Genomic DNA, 15,907 nt, shown 5'->3' with positions numbered 1-15,907 from the left:
CGCGCAACGCGTCCATGCCGCGGGCGCCCTTCGGCTGCGCCCGGCGGGGGTCACGTCTTTCTTGCGGTGCACGGCGAAATATTATATGGCAGTCTTATTATATGGTCGACTTTCGATGAATGAACCTCCTCTCGGCTTTCTCCTCGTGGATACGGCGCGGCTCTACCGCGCGCGCATCGACAGCGCCTTCGAGCAGTCCGGCGTCGGGCTGACCGCGGGCGAGGCGCGCACGCTCGCCTACGTCAATCTCTACCCCGCCCACCGGCAGTCGGCGCTGGCGGTGAAGATGAACGTCGAGCCCATGACCCTGGTGGGCTTCCTCGACCGGCTGGAGGCGCTTGGCATCGTCGCGCGGGAGACCGACCCCGCCGACCGCCGGGCCAAGATCGTCCGCCTCACCGAGGCCGCCGCGCCCTATCTCGAACGGATCAGCTCCGCCGCGGCCGCTGCGCGGATCGAGGCGCTGGCCGGCTTCAGCGCCAAGGAACAGGCTCTTTTCCGCACCCTTCTCGACCGCATGCGCGCCAATCTGGCGCGCTGCAAGGAGGGGGCATGAGCAAGGCCGATCCCCTCACCATGACCACGCCCGGCGCCGGAACCACGCCGCGCCCGCTCATGTCCGAGACGCGCGTCGCGGTCGTGGGCGGGCTCATGGTCACCATCGGCCCGGTGAGCCTGACCATGTACACGCCGGCCATGCCGCAGCTGGTGGCCGCGTTCGCGACCGACATCTCGATGGTGAAGCTCACCATCACCGTCTTCTTCCTGGGCTTTGCGGTGTCGCAGCTGGTCTGCGGGCCGCTCTCCGACGCCTATGGGCGCCGGCCGGTGGCGCTTTCCTTCTTCGGCATCTACCTGGTGGGCGCCTTCGTCGCCATGCTGGCCCAGGACATGAGCTGGCTGCTGGCGGGGCGGGCGCTGCAGGGGGTGGGCTGCGCCGCCGGCATCGCCATTTCCCGCGCCATCGTGCGCGACCAGTTCACCGGCCAAGCCTCGGCGCGGGTGATGAACCACATCGGCACCATGCTCGCCATCGGTCCGGCGCTCTCGCCCACCATCGGCGGGCTGCTGCTCGGGGTGTCCAGCTGGCACGTGCTGTTCGTCGCCATGTCGGTGTTCGGCGTGCTGCTCATGGGCCTCCTCGTGCTCGGCGTGCCGGAGACCAACCGCTATCCCGACCGCGCCCTCGCGGAGCCGCGCCGCATCCTCAGGAGCTATGGCGAGCTGCTGCGCAGCCGGGTGTTCCTGCGGGCGAGCCTGGTGCTCGCCTTCGCTCTCGGCGGGGTCTACACCCTGGCGACGCTGGTGCCCTTCATCCTCATCGACAGGGTGGGGCTGACCCCGCCGCAGTTCGGGCTGGCGATGATGATCCAGAGCGGCTCGTTCATCCTCGGCACGCTGGTGGCCGGCCGGCTGCTGAAGCGCACCAACGCGCTGAAGCTGGTGCCGTTCGGCCTCGTGCTCGCCATGTGCGGGGCGACCGGGCTGAGCCTCGGCCCGCAGTTCCTGCCGCTGACCACCGCCACCATCATGGTGCCGATCGGCTTCTGGACCTTCGGCATCGCCTTCATCGTGCCCGGCTGCACCACCACCGCGCTCGCCGGCTTCGCGCACATCGCCGGCGCCGCCTCGGCGCTCATGGGCTTCATGCAGATCGGCGGCGGCTCGTTCGGATCGGCGCTCTCGGTGCTGTTCCCGACGCCGCTCGCCGCCCTGGCGACGCTCCTGCCCGCCATGGCGTTCTCGGCCATGGCCACCCATTTCCTGTTGCGCCCGCCTGCCGGGACCCCGGTTCGCGCGCCCGAGCCCGCCGTGGAGGCCACCGACCTGGAGCTTGCCGCCGATCCGCTGGGCGTGATCGGCGCCGCCGGCGACGAGATCGAAGCCGACACCTACGCCAAGCGCGGCTAGGTCACGCGCCGCTCAGCTTGCGGAGCAATCCGCGCGGCGCGCGCCCCGGGTGTCCGGGCGGCGGTGCGCTGTCACCCATCTGCCTCGTATTCCGCCATCTGGCCCGCGCGCGAATTTGCCTTCCCAGGCCGTCTCGCGCCGGGAGACGGCGACCCATTGACGTTGGGGTTGGGCCGTGGCCACTCTCCCGCCCATCTGCTTGGGGGGACGAATACCATGACGTGTTGGAGACGATCCGGGCGGGCGCTCGCGCTCGTCCTGGCGATGCTTCTCGGCGCCGGTGCGGCGCGGGCGCAGACGGTCAGCTACGCCGAAGCGGCGGGTCTTCTGGCGCAGCATTGCGGCGCCGACATCATGACGCACTGCCGGGGGCTCAATCTCGGCAACGGGGCCATCCATCAGTGCCTTGCGAGCAAAGCGGCCCAGCTTTCGCCGGCCTGCGCCGCCAATCACGAGGGCGTCAAGCAGATGACCGAGGCGCGCGCCGCCGCCCAGGCCGCGGTCTTCAAGGTGTGCGACCGTGACCGCGCTGAATACTGCCCCGGCGTCGAGGCGGGCGACGGCAACATCGTCTCCTGCCTCCTGAAGGCATCCAGGGTGGTCAGCCAGTCCTGCACCGCCGCCATCGTGAATGCGGGATATCGCTGATGCGCGCGCCAGCTTCCACCCTCGCCCTCGCCGCCGCCCTCGCCGCGGCAGCCCCTGCCGGCGCGCAGCAGTTCACGCCCAATGCGGAGATCGTCCAGGGCCTTCAGGGCGCCGTCGACGATGTGCCGAACGTGAGCGCGCAGGCGCTGCGCGGCCTCGCCGAGGCGCACATGCAATATTCCGGGCCGCCGCAGGGCCGTCCGCCGCTGGCGATCCAGCTGGACCAGCTGGCCCAGATCAATGTCGAGATCGAATTCGACCTGAACTCGGCGATGGTGAAGCCGTCGTCCTACCGCACCCTCGGCGCCATCGCCGACGCGATGCACAATCCGGAGCTGCTCGGCTACAAGTTCCTGGTGGTGGGCAATACCGACACCACCGGCACCCGCGCCGGCAACATGAAGCTCTCGCAGGAGCGGGCCGACGCGGTGGCCGGCGCGCTCGCCACCACCTTCCGGGTGGACCCGCGCCGCCTTCAGGCGGTCGGCCTGGGCGAGGAGAACCTCCAGGACGCGAAGAACCCGACTGCGGCCATCAACCGCCGGGTTCAGATCTTCAATGTGGGGCGGGCTGGCGTGCTGACGCCGCAGTAGCGTCCGCCAAATCCGCGTGGCCGGCGCGGGCCGGCGCATCCATGCGCCGGATCGCGGCCGGACGGCAGAGGCGGACGCATCCGGCGTCCGCCCGTGGCCGATCTCGGGACCTGGGGATTTCGGGCCACCCGCGGCGCGTCGGCCCGGGGGGCATCGTCCGAACGCAGTCAGGTGGGGCCTTGCGTCCGGCCGATGGCCGGGCGCGGCGCCGGGACGCGGGACGTTAAGCCCGCATCCAGGCGTGCCGGTCCTGGGTGTGCGATCAGGCCTTGCCGGACTTGGCCGGAGCCTTCGCCACCGCCTTGGGCGCGGCCGGCTTCGCCGGGGTCTTGGCCTTGGCCGGAGCCTTGGGAGCGGCGGCCTTCGCCGGGGCCTTGGCGGCCGGCTTGGCGGCAGCGGTCTTCGCCGGCGCAGCCTTGGCGGCGGCAGGCTTCGCCGCGCTCTTGGCAGCCTTCGCCGGCGCGGCGGCCTTCGGGGCGGCGGCCTTGGCGGTGGTCTTGACGGCGGCTGCCTTCGGCGCCTTCTCCGTCTTGGCCGCCGGAGCCTTGGCCTTCGCCGCAGCCTTCGCCGCGGGCTTCGTCGCAGGCTTGGCGGCCGGCTTCGCGGCGGTCTTCGCTGCCGGCTTGGCGGCGGCCGTCGCGGGCGCCTTGGCCTTCGCCGGCGCCTTGGCCGCCTTCGGCTTGTCAGCCACCTGGGTGAGGCACGAGGCCGCGAGCTTCTTGATCTCCTCGTGGGAGATGCCGGCCGGGTCCTTGAGCGCCTTCGCGGCGATCTTGCTCACCTCGGCGCCGGTCGTTTCGGTCTTCGCCATACTTGCCTCCAAAATCAGCCAGCCGGCGAAGAATCAAACCACCGCAACGCGATGCCCGCCAGCATCACATAAATCTCGCGGAATAGCTTCGAAATGGTTAATGCGGTAATTAACATTATTAATCAATAATTTAACGCTATTTTGGCGGCTTCCGGAGCCGATTCCGGAAGGCGTTCCCGCCCCTGCGGGACATGAAATGGACCGCAGGATATGGCAGGGCCCGCGCCCGCAAGACGTCGCCGCGCGCCGAGGTCCGGTCGCGGCCCGCCTGTCATCTTCGCGTCGGCGGTTCGATCTAGCGTCTCGCCGTCGCGATTCGGGCGAAGGAGGGCGCCCGGCTGGCCGGCAGGAGGCTCCATGACGCTCACCGGACGTCCATCCATCCTCTTCGTGTGCCGGGACAATTCCGGCCTCAGCCTGATGGCGGAGGCGATCGCCATCGCGGCCGAGGCGCCCGTGCGCGCCTTCAGCGCAGCGGGGACCGAGACCGCGCCGGTGGACATCGCCGCCGTGGAATGCCTGCATCATGCGCGCATCCCCGCCGACGGCCTGTCGTCCAAGCCGGTGGAACTGTTCGGCCTCTCGGGCGCGCCGCGCATCGACTTCGTGGTGGCGATGGTGGACGAGGCCCACCACGCGCTTGCCCGCCTCACCTGGCACCAGGTGGCCCGCATCGAGCGCTGGACCTTCGACGACATCTCGCGCCTCGCCGACGTGAACCAGCGCCGGCTCGCCTATCGCCGGCTTCTGCCGCGCCTGAAGGCGGCGGTGCGCGCCGTGGTCGATCGCGCCGCCCTTCCCGCCGCCGCCTGAGCGGCTCGCGTTCAGTCGGTGATGCGCCCGCCCAGCTCGTCCTCGATATGGATGCGGATGATCTCCTCGAACGAGGTCTCCGCGACGAAGCCGAGCGCCGACGCGCGCCTGGCGTCGAACTTGTGCGGCCAGCCGGCGACGATGGTCTCGATCACCGGGTCGGGCACGCGCCTGATGCGCGCCACGGCCTTGTCGCCTGCCACCCTGCGCAGCGCCTCGATCTGCTCGCCGACGGTGACCGCGAGGCCGGGCATGGTGAGGTTGCGCCGCGTGCCGACCTGCCGCCCGTCGAGCGTGGCGGCATGCAGCAGGAAGCCCACCGCCGCGCGCGGCGAGGCGTGCCAGTGCATCACGTCGTCCGATACCGGCAGGATCGCCTCCTGGCCGGCGAGCGGCTCGCGGATGATGCCGGAGAAGAAGCCCGACGCCGCCTTGTTCGGCGCGCCGGGGCGCACGCAGACGGTCGGCAGGCGGATGCCGATGCCGTCGAGGAAGCCGCGCCGCGTATAGTCGGACAGCAGCAGCTCGCCGATCGCCTTCTGCGTGCCGTAGGAGGTGAGCGGCGTGTGGAAGAACTCGTCCGGGATCGCCTCCGGGAACGGCGCGCCGAACACGGCGATGGACGAGGTGAAGACGAGGCGCGGCACGTAGCCCTCGATCAGCCGCACGGCGTCGTAGAGGTGGCGCGTGCCGTCGAGATTGATGCGGCTGCCCTTCTCGAAATCGGCTTCCGCCTCGCCCGAGACGATGGCGGCGAGGTGGAAGATCACGTCCGGCATTTCCGCCACCAGCGCCGCCGCCGCGCCCGGCACCGAGATGTCGGAGACCCGGGCGTCGGTGGCGAACGGCGCCTGCGGCAGCCTCGGCGGCACCACGTCGTGGGCGGTGAGGCGGGAGATGGGCGCATCGCCGAGCCGGCCGTCGCGGGCGAGGCGCTCGATCAGCTTGCGGCCCACCATGCCGGCGCCGCCGATGACCAGGATGTGCATGCGTTCAGATCCCTTTTCAGAGCACCCAGCCGCCATCGATGATGTGCGCCTGGCCGGTGGTGAACGCGCTCTCGTCGCTGGCGAGGTAGAGCGCGAGGTTGGCGATTTCCGCGGCGGTGCCGAGCCGGCCCATGGGCTGGCGGGCGACGAAGTCCGCGCGCACCTGATCGACCGTGCGCCCGGTCTGCGCCGCCACGGCGGCGATGCGCTCGTCGAGCGAGGGCGACTGCACGGTGCCGGGGCAGATGACGTTGGCGCGGATGCTCTTGAGGATGAAGTCCGCCGCCACCGCCTTGGTGAGGCCGATCACCGCTGCCTTGGTGGTGCCGTAGGCATAGCGGTTCGGCACCCCGCGGATGGAGGAGGCGGCGGAGGAGATGTTGACGATGGAGCCGCCGCCGTTCGCCAGCATGCCGGGAAGGAAGGCCGAGATCGTGCGGTGCATGGACTTCACGTTGAGGTCGAACGAGAAGTCCCAATCCTTCTCCGTGGTCTCGAAGATGGTGCCCTGGTGGACATAGCCGGCGCAGTTGGCGAGCACGTCGAGCGGGCCGGTCTCGGCGGCGAGCGCGTTCACGGCCTCGGTGGAGAGCACGTTCAGCGCCCGCGCCTCGGCGCCCGAAAGGTCCGCCACCTTGCCGGCGTCGAGGTCGGTGGCGATCACGCGCGCGCCTTCCCGCACGAACGCCTCGGCGATGGCGCGCCCGATGCCCTGTCCCGCCGCCGTCACCAGCGCCGTCTTCCCCTCAAGCCGTCCTGCCATGGCGTTTCCCCGTCTTTTGTCGTTGCGGGCGCCGCCCCCTTCAGAGCGCGGCGCGGATGTCCTCGAGCCTGCGGCGCTGGCGGCCTTCGGCGTCGAGATTGCCGGGATCGAGGAAGGCCTCGAACGCCGCCTTCGCCTTCGGCCATTCGGTGTCCAGCATGGCGAACCAGGCGGTGTCGCGATTGCGCCCCTTGACGACCATGTGCTGGCGGAAGAGGCCCTCGAAGGTGAAGCCGAGCCGCTCCGCCGCCCGCCGGGAGGGCACGTTCAGCGCGTTGCACTTCCATTCGTAGCGGCGGTAGCCGAGGTCCTCGAAGGCATGGCGGGCCATGAGATACATGGCTTCGCTTGCTCCCGCCGTGCGCTGGAGCGGTGGCGTGTAGAGGATGTTGCCCACCTCGATCACCCGGTGCGCCGGCTCGATGCGCATGTAGGTGGCGTGGCCGACGGCGCGCCCGCCCGCCGTCTCCTCGATGGCGAACAGCAGCGGGTCGGCCTTGGTGGCGGCTTCCGCGTAATAGCGCGCGAAGGCTTCGGCATCGGCGAAGGGGGCGGGCGAGAGATAGGCCCAGAGCGCCTCCTTCTCCGGGCCATGGGACAGAGCGAAGAGCGAGGCGGCGTGACGCTCGGCCTCGAACGGCACGAGCCGCACGTGCCGGCCCTCCAGGACCGTCGGCGCGGGCCGGCGGGCGGGCGCCGTGTCGACCGGCGCGCCGAGGGGCGGGACGGATGCGCCGGTCACAGGGCGGCCCTCCGGTCGGCGTCGTCACGGAAGAAGCCGTTGATCTCGGCGAAGGGCATCGCGGCGGCGAACGGGGCGAAGCTGCCCGCCCGCATCTCCTCCGCCGCGGCCCTGACGGCGCCCCACGCGACCCGGCTCAGCGTGCTGCCGGTGCTGATCCGGCGCACGCCGAGGGCGGCGACGTCGTCCACGGTGAAGCCGAGCGCGCCGGGCATGAGCAGGTTCACCGGCACCGGCGCCACCGCCGCGACGACCGCGGATATGTCCTCGCGGGTGCGCAGGCCGGGGGCGTAGACGCAGTCCGCGCCGGCGCCGGCATAGGCGGTGAGGCGCGCGATCACCTCGGCGATGTCCGGCCGGCCGACGAGATAGCATTCGGCCCGCGCGGTGAGGACGACGTCGCCGCCGGCCGCGTCGACGGCGCGCCGGGCCGCGCGCACCCGCGCCACCGCCTCGTCGAGGGGATAAAGCGGGGCTGCCGCGTCACCCGTCGCATCCTCGATGGAAAGCCCCGCGACGCCGGTCTCCACGCACAGCCTGACGTTCTCGGCGACGCCGGCGGGATCGGCCGCATAGCCGGCCTCGAAGTCGGCGTTCACGGGCAGGTGGGTGGCGGCGACGAGCTCGGCGACATGCGCCAGCATCTCGTCGCGGGCGACGGTGCCGTCCGCCTTGCCGCGCGAGAAGGCGTAGCCGGCGCTGGTGGTGGCGAGCGCGGCGAAGCCCGCCCGCGTGAGCAGGCGGGTGGTGCCGATGTCCCAGGGATTGGGCAGCACGAAGCAGCCGTCCTCATGCAGCTTGCGGAAGGCCCGGCGCCTGTCGGCCGTCGAGGTCATGATCTTGGCTCCCATCCGCCGCTCCGGAGCATGGCGGCGGCGGGGAGACTAGAGCAGGCCCCGGCCTCGCGGAACGATCTCACGGGCATGCCTGCCGCGGGGCACGCCGGAGCCCGGCGCGCGGGCCGGTCGCACCTGGGGCTGTGCCGCTTCCGTGCCATGGGTTCCGGCGTGCGCTCAGTGGTTGTCGCGCGGAACGCCCATGGTCTGGGCCACGCGCTGGAACTTCACCGCCGGCTTCAGCACCATGCCCTCGTCGAACTGCGCCACCATGGAGCGCTGGATCTCCTGCCAGGGGGTCTGGCTCTTGGGCATGGGGAAGCCGCCATGGGCCTGGAGGTCGGCGCGCCGCTGGGCGAGCTCCTCGGGCGGAATGAGGATGTCGGCGGTGCACTTGTTGAGGTCGATGCGCACCCGGTCGCCGGTCTTCAAGAGCGCGAGGCCGCCGCCGGCTGCGGCTTCCGGCGAGGCGTTGAGGATCGAGGGCGAGCCGGACGTGCCCGACTGGCGGCCGTCGCCGATGCAGGGCAAAGCGGTGACGCCCTTCCTGATGAGGGCGGCGGGCGGCTGCATGTTCACCACCTCGGCGCCGCCGGGATAGCCGAGCGGGCCGGTGCAGCGGATGAACAGGAGCGTGTTCTCGTCGATGCCGAGCGCCGGGTCGTCGATATTGTGGTGGTAGTCCTCCGGCCCCTCGAACACCACGGCGCGGCCCTCGAACGCCTCGGGGTCCTTGGGGTTCGAGAGGTAGCGGTCGCGGAACTCCTTGGAGATCACCGAGGTCTTCATCACCGCATTGTCGAACAGGTTGCCCTTCAGCACGATGAAGCCGGCATCCGGCTTCATGGGCGCGTCATAGGCCTTGATGACGGAGCGGTCCCAGGTGAGCCTGCCCTTGCAGTTCTCGCCCATGGTGTGGCCGTTCACGGTGGGCGCGCCCTCGTGGATCTTGCCGTTCTCGATCAGCTCCGCCACCACCGCTGGCACGCCGCCCGCGCGGTGGAACTCCTCGCCCAGATATTCGCCCGCCGGCTGCATGTTCACCAGCAGCGGGATCTTGTGGCCCACCTTCTGCCAGTCGTCGACCGTGAGCGGCACGCCCACGTGGCGGGCGATGGCGTTGAGGTGGATCGGCGCGTTGGTGGAGCCGCCGATGGCGGAATTGACGCGGATGGCGTTCTCGAACGCCTCGCGGGTGAGGATGTCGGAGGGCTTCAGGTCCTCCCACACCATCTCGACGATGCGCTTGCCGGTCTCGTAGGCGATCTGGCCGCGCTCGCGATAGGGCGCCGGGATGGCGGCGCAGCCGGGCAGCGACATGCCCAGCGCCTCGGCGAGCGCGTTCATGGTGGAGGCGGTGCCCATGGTGTTGCAGTGGCCGACCGAAGGGGCGGAGGAGGCCACCACGTCCATGAAGGTGTCGTAGTCCATCTTGCCGGCGGCGTGCTCCTCGCGCGCCTTCCACACCACGGTTCCTGAGCCGGTGCGCTCACCCTTCCACCAGCCGTTCAGCATCGGCCCGCCCGAGAGCACGATGGCGGGGATGTTCACGGTGGCGGCGGCCATGATGCAGGCGGGCGTGGTCTTGTCGCAGCCGGTGGTGAGCACCACGCCGTCCAGCGGATAGCCATAGAGCACCTCTACCAGGCCGAGATAGGCGAGGTTGCGGTCGAGCGCGGCGGTGGGGCGCTTGCCGGTCTCCTGGATCGGATGCACCGGGAACTCGAACGGCACGCCGCCGGCCGCTTCGATGCCCGCGCGCACGCGCTTGGCGAGGTCGAGATGGTGGCGGTTGCACGGGGAGAGGTCCGAGCCGGTCTGGGCGATGCCGATGATCGGCTTGCCGGACTGGAGCTCCTCGCGGGTGAGGCCGAAGTTCAGGTAGCGCTCCAGATAGAGCGCGGTCATGCCTGGATTGTCGGGGTTGTCGAACCACAGCTGGCTTCTCAGCTTCAGCCCGTGCTTCTCCGGCTGGTCGCCCTGTCCCGAGCCTCGTCCCGACATGCACCCTCTCCTCGTCGCCCTGACCGGCGTTTTAATCGATTTGATTGGCGGCGATTTATGCGCCGGCCGCCCTGGAAAATCAATGGGATTTCGCGCGGGCGCCACCGTGCCAAGCCTTTGCGTTGCAGCATTCCCGCCCTGCGTGCGCCGCCGGCCGAATGCGTACCGCGCCGCCTCCGCCGGCCCCTTGCCTCGCGCGTCGAACGGTTTATTGCGGAGCAAGAGAATGATCGCCATGACCTTTCCCGTTGCATCCGCGCCAGACATGTCCGCCGCCGGCGCGCGGCTCGACGGCGTGCGCCTGTCACGTGCCGGGCGGGTGGTGTTCGAGGGGCTCGATCTGGTCCTGCCGGAGCGCCGCATCGGCCTCGTGGGCGACAACGGCTCCGGCAAGAGCACGCTGCTGCGGCTGCTGAACGGCCTGCTGCTGCCGGACGCTGGAACGGTGGAGGTCTGCGGCCTGGAGACCCGCGCCCACCGGCGCGCGCTGCCGGGGCTCGCCGGCTTCGTGTTCCAGAACGTGGATCACCAGATCATCTTCCCCACCGTCGGCGAGGAGATCGCCTTCGGCCCCCTGGAACAGGGCATGGGGAAGGCGGGCGCCCACGCCCGCGCCAACCACCTGCTCGCGGCGCACGGCTGCGCCGGCTGGGAAGGCCGCGCGGTGGAAGAGCTCTCCGAGGGGCAAAAGCAGCTCGTCTGCATCCTCGCCGCGCTCGCCGGCGGCCCACGCCTGCTGCTGCTGGACGAGCCGTTCGCGAGTCTTGATCTTCCGACCCGCCTGTTTCTATCGGAGCGGCTGGCGGGGCTCGACCTCCAGGTCGTCATGGCGACCCACGATCTGCACCTGCTGGAAGGCTTCGACCGGGTGATCTGGCTCGACCGGGGCCGGATCGCCGCCGACGGCGCGCCGGGCGCCGTTCTCGCCGCCTATGCCGATCACGCCCGCGCCAAGGCGGCGGCGCAGGGGAGCCTGCCGTGAGGGGCGGCTACCTTGCCGCCGACACGCTGCTCCACCGCCTGCCGGCGGGGGTGAAGCTGGCCGCTCTCGCGCTCGGCTCCATCGCCCTGCTGCCGCTCCACGACCCGCGCTGGCTCGCTCTCGCCTTGGTCCTGGTGCTCGCGCCCTATGCCGCGATGGGACGGCGGGGCCTCGCCCGGCTCGGCCAATGGGCGCCGCTGGTGCCGCTGCTCGTCATCATCGGCGTCATCCAGGCGCTGGCGGAGACGCCGGCCGCCGCGCTCGCCAGCGTCATGCGCATCCTCGCCATGGTGCTGATGGCGGACCTCGTGACCCTCTCCACGCGGCTGGAAGACATGATGGACGCCCTCGGCGTGGTGCTGCGCCCGCTCGGCGCGGTCGGGCTGGACCCGCGCCGGCTGGCGCTGGCGGTGGCGCTGGTGCTGCGCTTCGTGCCGGTGCTGGCGGCGAGCTGGCGCGCGCGGGAGGAGGCCTGGCGCGCCAGGAGCCCGCGGCGGCCGCGCCTTCCCGTGTTCGCCGCCTTCTTCGCCGGCGCGCTCCGGGGCGCCGACCAGGTGGCCGAGGCGCTGGACGCGCGCGGCTTCTCGTTCACCCGCAACCGCCGGAGGCCGTGAGCCATGGAGACCAGGACCCTCGTGCGCATGGCGCTCATGGCCGCGCTCATCGGCGCGCTCGGGCTCGTGCCGCCGCTGTTCCTGCCGCTGGCGGCGGGCGCGCCGATCACCGCCCAGAGCCTCGGCGTGATGCTGGCGGGCCTGCTGCTCGGCGCCCGCGCCGGGGCCGGCGCGGTGGCGCTGTTCTGCTTCGTGGTGCTGCTCGGCGCGCCGCTGCTCGCCGGCGGGCGCGGCGGGCTCGGCATCCTGTTCGGGCCGACGGCGGGCTATTTCCTCGGCTACATCGCCGGCGCCTACGTGACCGGGCTCCTGGCGCCGCGCCTGCCGTTCGGGGCGCTGGTCTCTGCGTTCCTGGCGGCGGTGATCGGCGGCATCGGCGTGGTCTATCTCGGCGGCATCCCGGTTCTGGCGGCGGTGGCCGGCATCGGCCTTGAGAAGGCGGCGCTCGCCTCCGCCGTCTTCATCCCCGGCGATCTCCTGAAGGCGATGGCCGCCGCGCTGCTGGCGACCACCGTGCTGAAGGGCTGGCGCGCGGCGCCGCCGGCGTGAGGCGGCCCGAGGGCACGGCGCCCACCGGGCTTCAGGCGCGCTTCACGCCGTCATGGCCGGGTTCGTCCCGGCCATCCACGCCGGGCCGATTTCCCCTGATCTGCGATGATGCGCCTGGCCGCGAGCCGCGGATGCCCGGGCCAAGCCCGGGCATGTCGGCGGAGGGGATCGTCGGCGGCTGGCCAGAAGGCGCCAAGGCAGTCCGGCCCGCCACCGATCCCTATTCCGGCGCGATCGCCCGGCGCAGCTTGAACGGCGCCATGCCCTCGCGCGCCAGTTCGTCGGCGCGCTCGTTCTCCGGGTGGCCGGCATGGCCCTTCACCCAGTGCCAGCGGATCTCATGGCGCTTGAGCGCGCCGTCGAGCCGCTCCCACAGGTCCTGGTTCTTCACCGGCTTCCGGTCGGCGGTGCGCCAGCCGTTGCGCTTCCAGCCGTGCATCCACTTGGTGACGCCGTTCTTCAGGTATTCGCTGTCGGTGTGAAGGTCGACCGTGCAGGCCTCCTTCAGCGCCTCCAGCGCCGAGATGGCGCCCATCAGCTCCATGCGGTTGTTGGTGGTGAGCGCCTCGCCGCCCGACAGCGCCTTCTCGTGGGCGCCGAAGCGCAGGAGCGCGCCCCAGCCGCCGGGGCCGGGATTGCCGGAGCACGCGCCGTCGGTGAAGACCTCGACTTCCTTCTTCATCTGAATACCGGGCTCACGGGGCGAGGCCATAGTCGCGGGCGCTGTCCACCGCACGGTGGAAGCGCAGCTTGCGCAGGTATTCCAGCGGGTCCTTGGGCCGCACCAGCGCGCCTTCCGGCACGTTCAGCCAGTCCACGAGGCGGGTCAGCAGGAAGCGCAGCGCCGCCCCGCGGGCAAGGCGCGGCAGCGCCGCGGCCTCTTCCGCCGTCAGCGGGCGCAGGCTCTCGTAGCCGGCGAGCAGGGCGCGCCCCTTGGTGACGTTGTAGGAGGCATCCGGCTCGAAGCACCAGGAGTTCAGGCACACCGCCACGTCGTAGGCGAGGAAGTCTGTGCAGGCGAAGTAGAAGTCGATGATGCCGGAGAGCGCGTCGTCCAGGAAGAAGGCATTGTCCGGAAACAGGTCGGCGTGGATCACGCCCGCCGGCAGGCCGGTGGGCCAGTCGCTCTCCAGGTCGCCGAGCTCCTCCTCGATGGTGGCCGAAAGGCGCGGCGCCACCTCGTCCGACCGCCCGCGCGCGCCGCGATAGAGCGGGCGCCAGCCGGAGACCGAGAGCGCGTTCGCCCGCCGCATGGGGAAATCGCGGCCGGCAAGGTGCAGCTGCGCCAGCCCGCGCCCCAGCTCGGCGCAGTGCACGGCGGTGGGCCGCCGCACCGAGACGCCCGGCAGGAAGGTGACGATGGCCGCCGGCCGCCCGGCCAGCTCGCCCAGCATCGCTCCCGAGCGCGCCGCCACCGGCAGCGGGCAGGACAGCCCGCGCTTGGCGAGATGCTGCATCAGGCCGATGAAGAACGGCAGGTCCTCGCGCGCCACGCGCTTCTCGTAGAGCGTGAGGATGTAGCTCCCGGCCGTGGTCTGGACCAGGAAGTTCGAGTTCTCGACCCCCTCGGCAATGCCGTGGAAGGAGGTGAGCGTGCCGATGTCGTAGAGGCTCAGGAACTCGGCGATCTGGCCCGCCGAGACGTCGGTGTAGACCGCCACGTCCTACTCCGCGGCGCTGGGGCGCAAGGCGCGGGGCAGCGGGAAGAACATGTCCTCCTGCGCCGAGGTCACGCTTTCCACCTCCACCGCGAAGCGCTCGGCGAAGGCGTCGATGATCTCCTCCACCAGCACCTCGGGCGCCGAGGCGCCGGCGGTGATGCCGAGGCTGGTGATGGCGCCGAACACCGACCAGTCGATGTCCGCGCCGCGCTGCACCAGGGCCGAGCGGGCGCAGCCCGCGCGCTCGGCCGCCTCGCGCAGGCGCTGGGAGTTGGAGGAATTGGGCGCGCCCACCACGATCATGGCATCCACCTTGGGCGCCACCTTCTTCACCGCCTCCTGGCGGTTGGTGGTGGCGTAGCAGATGTCCTCCTTGTGCGGCTCCGCCATGGCCGGGAAGCGCGCGCGCAGGATGGCGACGATCTCCGCCGTGTCGTCGAGGGCGAGCGTGGTCTGGGTGGCGTAGGCGAGGTTCTCGGGGTCCGCCGGCGTGATGGCGCGCGCGTCCTCGGCGGTCTCCACCAGCGTGATCGCGCCCTCGGGCAGCTGGCCCATGGTGCCGACCACCTCCGGATGGCCCCGGTGGCCGATCAGCAGGATGTGCCGGCCGCGCTTGAAGTGCACCTGCGCCTCGCGGTGCACCTTCGTCACCAGCGGACAGGTGGCGTCGATGGCGAAGAAGTTGCGGTCCGCCGCCTCGGCCGGCACCGATTTCGGCACGCCGTGGGCGGAGAAGATCACCGGCGCCTGGGTGTCCGGCACCTCGCTCAGCTCCTCGACGAAGATCGCGCCCTTCTTCCTCAGGCCCTCCACCACGTATTTGTTGTGGACGATCTCGTGCCGCACATACACCGGGGCGCCGTAGAGCTTCAGCGCCTGCTCCACCGCGTCGATGGCGCGCACGACGCCGGCGCAGAAGCCGCGCGGGGCGCACAGGAGGATGCGGAGGGGCGGCTTGGCGTCCATAGGAGGTTCCGTCGGCGGCTGGATCGGGCTCGGCCCGCGCAACGCCTCGGAGATGGGATGTTCCCGCGCGGCGTGTCAAGCGCTGCCGCGCAGCGGCTGGAGCAATTTACCATCGACAGACGTTCGCGCCGGCCCGGGATGCATAGGAATTGCAACTGGCGTGCCGTCCGCCTATGTTATGGGCATCCCGGACATCGCGATTGGTGCCGTGGTCCGCCCCAGGGGAGGGCGTGCCAGCGAGCCCGCGCATCACGAACCCGAACACCGCGCTGAGCGCAAAGACATCCGAGGGCCGACATGTCGACCAACATTCCGCTGATGCCCAAGGCCACCGCCGTCTGGCTGGTGGACAATACCGCGCTCTCCTTCGAGCAGATCGGCGACTTCTGCAAGCTCCACCCGCTGGAGGTGAAGGGCATCGCCGATGGAGAGGTGGCCCAGGGCATCAAGGGCCTCGACCCCATCTCCACCGGCCAGCTCTCGCGCGAGGAGATCGCGCTCGCCGAGAAGGACCCGAACCGCCGGCTGAAGCTGCTGGAATCGAAGGTGCGCCTGCCGGAGCAGAAGAAGCGCCGTGGCCCGCGCTACACCCCGGTCTCGCGCCGCCACGACCGGCCGAACGCCATCCTCTGGCTGCTGCGCAACCACGCCGAACTGAAGGATGCGCAGATCATCCGCCTGGTGGGCACCACCAAGGCGACGATCCAGTCCATCAAGGAGCGCACCCACTGGAACTCGGCGCAGCTCCAGCCCATGGACCCGGTGACGCTCGGCCTGTGCAGCCAGATCGACCTCGACATGGAGGTGCAGAAGGCCGCCAAGGACCGTCCCGCCGTCCCCGCCGAGGAGCGCGGCGCGACCCTGCTGCCCGCCGACGTCACCACCGCCCACGAGGAGGCGGAGGAGCCGCGCGGCAAGGGCCGCGAGTCGCTCGACCTGGAGACCGTGTTCGCCAAGCTCGGCGGCTCCAGGAAGGGCGAGGAGGAAGAGGAGGAGTGAGGCCGCGCTGCCATTGTGCCGCACTC

General features: G+C 71.0%; 18 protein-coding genes. 9 read left to right on the top strand and 9 right to left on the bottom strand.

The window, feature by feature from the left end:
- Positions 1-115: 115 nt before the first annotated feature.
- The 4 genes from V5F67_RS00560 to V5F67_RS00545 all read left to right on the top strand — a co-directional run bounded on the left by V5F67_RS00560 (position 116) and on the right by V5F67_RS00545 (position 3,152).
- Positions 116-556 (top strand): MarR family winged helix-turn-helix transcriptional regulator, encoded by a 441-nt coding sequence (locus tag V5F67_RS00560; protein WP_394020939.1) that lies wholly within the window; start codon positions 116-118, stop codon positions 554-556.
- Complete coding sequence (locus tag V5F67_RS00555) at positions 553-1,911, top strand: multidrug effflux MFS transporter (protein WP_394020940.1); 1,359 nt, start codon at positions 553-555, stop codon at positions 1,909-1,911. Before V5F67_RS00560 ends, V5F67_RS00555 begins: the two co-directional genes overlap by 4 nt.
- Before the next feature lie 216 nt (positions 1,912-2,127).
- Positions 2,128-2,559: a hypothetical protein gene (locus tag V5F67_RS00550; RefSeq protein WP_394020941.1), complete on the top strand. Its 432-nt coding sequence runs from the start codon at positions 2,128-2,130 to the stop codon at positions 2,557-2,559.
- The gene (locus tag V5F67_RS00545; RefSeq protein ID WP_394020942.1) at positions 2,559-3,152 is read left to right on the top strand and encodes an OmpA family protein; all 594 of its coding nucleotides are present in this window, start codon (positions 2,559-2,561) and stop codon (positions 3,150-3,152) included. The genes V5F67_RS00550 and V5F67_RS00545 overlap by 1 nt, the downstream gene beginning before the upstream one ends.
- Positions 3,153-3,414: 262 nt before the next feature.
- On the opposite strand, the gene V5F67_RS00540 is transcribed toward V5F67_RS00545, so the two are convergent.
- The gene (locus tag V5F67_RS00540) at positions 3,415-3,963 is read right to left on the bottom strand and encodes a hypothetical protein (protein ID WP_394020943.1); all 549 of its coding nucleotides are present in this window, start codon (positions 3,961-3,963) and stop codon (positions 3,415-3,417) included.
- A 357-nt stretch (positions 3,964-4,320) separates the two neighbouring features.
- Here V5F67_RS00540 and V5F67_RS00535 point away from each other — a divergent pair, with 357 nt between their 5' ends.
- A complete protein-coding gene (locus V5F67_RS00535) occupies positions 4,321-4,776 on the top strand; it encodes an arsenate-mycothiol transferase ArsC (protein ID WP_394020944.1) in 456 nt (151 codons plus the stop codon).
- Between the two features lie 11 nt (positions 4,777-4,787).
- On the opposite strand, the gene denD is transcribed toward V5F67_RS00535, so the two are convergent.
- From denD to V5F67_RS00510, 5 genes are all read right to left on the bottom strand, one after another.
- Positions 4,788-5,765 (bottom strand): D-erythronate dehydrogenase, encoded by a 978-nt coding sequence (denD, locus tag V5F67_RS00530; protein ID WP_394020945.1) that lies wholly within the window; start codon positions 5,763-5,765, stop codon positions 4,788-4,790.
- A gap of 16 nt (positions 5,766-5,781) precedes the next feature.
- Positions 5,782-6,528 carry an SDR family oxidoreductase gene (locus V5F67_RS00525; RefSeq protein ID WP_394020946.1) on the bottom strand — a complete coding sequence of 249 codons (747 nt, stop codon included), beginning with the start codon at positions 6,526-6,528 and terminating at the stop codon, positions 5,782-5,784.
- Between the two features lie 40 nt (positions 6,529-6,568).
- Positions 6,569-7,270 carry a GNAT family N-acetyltransferase gene (locus V5F67_RS00520; RefSeq protein ID WP_394020947.1) on the bottom strand — a complete coding sequence of 234 codons (702 nt, stop codon included), beginning with the start codon at positions 7,268-7,270 and terminating at the stop codon, positions 6,569-6,571.
- The gene (locus tag V5F67_RS00515; protein WP_394020948.1) at positions 7,267-8,106 is read right to left on the bottom strand and encodes an isocitrate lyase/PEP mutase family protein; all 840 of its coding nucleotides are present in this window, start codon (positions 8,104-8,106) and stop codon (positions 7,267-7,269) included. Before V5F67_RS00515 ends, V5F67_RS00520 begins: the two co-directional genes overlap by 4 nt.
- A 177-nt stretch (positions 8,107-8,283) precedes the next feature.
- Positions 8,284-10,110 (bottom strand): dihydroxy-acid dehydratase, encoded by a 1,827-nt coding sequence (locus tag V5F67_RS00510; protein ID WP_509210591.1) that lies wholly within the window; start codon positions 10,108-10,110, stop codon positions 8,284-8,286.
- 226 nt (positions 10,111-10,336) lie between these two features.
- Between V5F67_RS00510 and V5F67_RS00505 the strand changes: the two genes are divergently transcribed.
- From V5F67_RS00505 to V5F67_RS00495, 3 genes are read left to right on the top strand one after another with little or no spacing between them, the layout of a single operon-like run.
- The gene (locus V5F67_RS00505; protein ID WP_394020950.1) at positions 10,337-11,092 is read left to right on the top strand and encodes an energy-coupling factor ABC transporter ATP-binding protein; all 756 of its coding nucleotides are present in this window, start codon (positions 10,337-10,339) and stop codon (positions 11,090-11,092) included.
- A complete protein-coding gene (locus V5F67_RS00500) occupies positions 11,089-11,706 on the top strand; it encodes an energy-coupling factor transporter transmembrane component T family protein (RefSeq protein ID WP_394020951.1) in 618 nt (205 codons plus the stop codon). The genes V5F67_RS00505 and V5F67_RS00500 overlap by 4 nt, the downstream gene beginning before the upstream one ends.
- A gap of 3 nt (positions 11,707-11,709) precedes the next feature.
- Positions 11,710-12,255: a biotin transporter BioY gene (locus tag V5F67_RS00495; RefSeq protein ID WP_394020952.1), complete on the top strand. Its 546-nt coding sequence runs from the start codon at positions 11,710-11,712 to the stop codon at positions 12,253-12,255.
- 220 nt (positions 12,256-12,475) lie between these two features.
- On the opposite strand, the gene rnhA is transcribed toward V5F67_RS00495, so the two are convergent.
- From rnhA to ispH, 3 genes are read right to left on the bottom strand one after another with little or no spacing between them, the layout of a single operon-like run.
- Positions 12,476-12,937 carry a ribonuclease HI gene (gene rnhA, locus V5F67_RS00490; RefSeq protein WP_394020953.1) on the bottom strand — a complete coding sequence of 154 codons (462 nt, stop codon included), beginning with the start codon at positions 12,935-12,937 and terminating at the stop codon, positions 12,476-12,478.
- 13 nt (positions 12,938-12,950) lie between these two features.
- Positions 12,951-13,916 carry a homoserine kinase gene (locus V5F67_RS00485; protein WP_394020954.1) on the bottom strand — a complete coding sequence of 322 codons (966 nt, stop codon included), beginning with the start codon at positions 13,914-13,916 and terminating at the stop codon, positions 12,951-12,953.
- Between the two features lie 3 nt (positions 13,917-13,919).
- Positions 13,920-14,882, bottom strand: a complete 963-nt coding sequence (ispH, locus tag V5F67_RS00480) for a 4-hydroxy-3-methylbut-2-enyl diphosphate reductase (RefSeq protein ID WP_394020955.1) — start codon at positions 14,880-14,882, stop codon at positions 13,920-13,922.
- A gap of 297 nt (positions 14,883-15,179) precedes the next feature.
- Here ispH and V5F67_RS00475 point away from each other — a divergent pair, with 297 nt between their 5' ends.
- The gene (locus tag V5F67_RS00475) at positions 15,180-15,881 is read left to right on the top strand and encodes a DUF1013 domain-containing protein (RefSeq protein ID WP_394020956.1); all 702 of its coding nucleotides are present in this window, start codon (positions 15,180-15,182) and stop codon (positions 15,879-15,881) included.
- Positions 15,882-15,907 lie beyond the last annotated feature (26 nt).

This window comes from Xanthobacter pseudotagetidis (assembly GCF_043194795.2).
Lineage (GTDB): Bacteria > Pseudomonadota > Alphaproteobacteria > Rhizobiales > Xanthobacteraceae > Xanthobacter > Xanthobacter tagetidis_A.
This window is presented reverse-complemented; position numbering and strand designations above follow the sequence as displayed.

Bases quoted from the DNA above. Each gene is read 5' to 3' on its own strand.
- V5F67_RS00560 (WP_394020939.1), top strand. From the start codon at position 116: ATGAATGAACCTCCTCTCGGCTTTCTCCTCGTGGATACGGCGCGGCTC.
- V5F67_RS00555 (WP_394020940.1), top strand. From the start codon at position 553: ATGAGCAAGGCCGATCCCCTCACCATGACCACGCCCGGCGCCGGAACC.
- V5F67_RS00550 (WP_394020941.1), top strand. From the start codon at position 2,128: ATGACGTGTTGGAGACGATCCGGGCGGGCGCTCGCGCTCGTCCTGGCG.
- V5F67_RS00545 (WP_394020942.1), top strand. From the start codon at position 2,559: ATGCGCGCGCCAGCTTCCACCCTCGCCCTCGCCGCCGCCCTCGCCGCG.
- V5F67_RS00540 (WP_394020943.1), bottom strand. From the start codon at position 3,963: ATGGCGAAGACCGAAACGACCGGCGCCGAGGTGAGCAAGATCGCCGCG.
- V5F67_RS00535 (WP_394020944.1), top strand. From the start codon at position 4,321: ATGACGCTCACCGGACGTCCATCCATCCTCTTCGTGTGCCGGGACAAT.
- denD (WP_394020945.1), bottom strand. From the start codon at position 5,765: ATGCACATCCTGGTCATCGGCGGCGCCGGCATGGTGGGCCGCAAGCTG.
- V5F67_RS00525 (WP_394020946.1), bottom strand. From the start codon at position 6,528: ATGGCAGGACGGCTTGAGGGGAAGACGGCGCTGGTGACGGCGGCGGGA.
- V5F67_RS00515 (WP_394020948.1), bottom strand. From the start codon at position 8,106: ATGACCTCGACGGCCGACAGGCGCCGGGCCTTCCGCAAGCTGCATGAG.
- V5F67_RS00510 (WP_509210591.1), bottom strand. From the start codon at position 10,110: ATGTCGGGACGAGGCTCGGGACAGGGCGACCAGCCGGAGAAGCACGGG.
- V5F67_RS00505 (WP_394020950.1), top strand. From the start codon at position 10,337: ATGATCGCCATGACCTTTCCCGTTGCATCCGCGCCAGACATGTCCGCC.
- V5F67_RS00495 (WP_394020952.1), top strand. From the start codon at position 11,710: ATGGAGACCAGGACCCTCGTGCGCATGGCGCTCATGGCCGCGCTCATC.
- rnhA (WP_394020953.1), bottom strand. From the start codon at position 12,937: ATGAAGAAGGAAGTCGAGGTCTTCACCGACGGCGCGTGCTCCGGCAAT.
- ispH (WP_394020955.1), bottom strand. From the start codon at position 14,882: ATGGACGCCAAGCCGCCCCTCCGCATCCTCCTGTGCGCCCCGCGCGGC.
- V5F67_RS00475 (WP_394020956.1), top strand. From the start codon at position 15,180: ATGTCGACCAACATTCCGCTGATGCCCAAGGCCACCGCCGTCTGGCTG.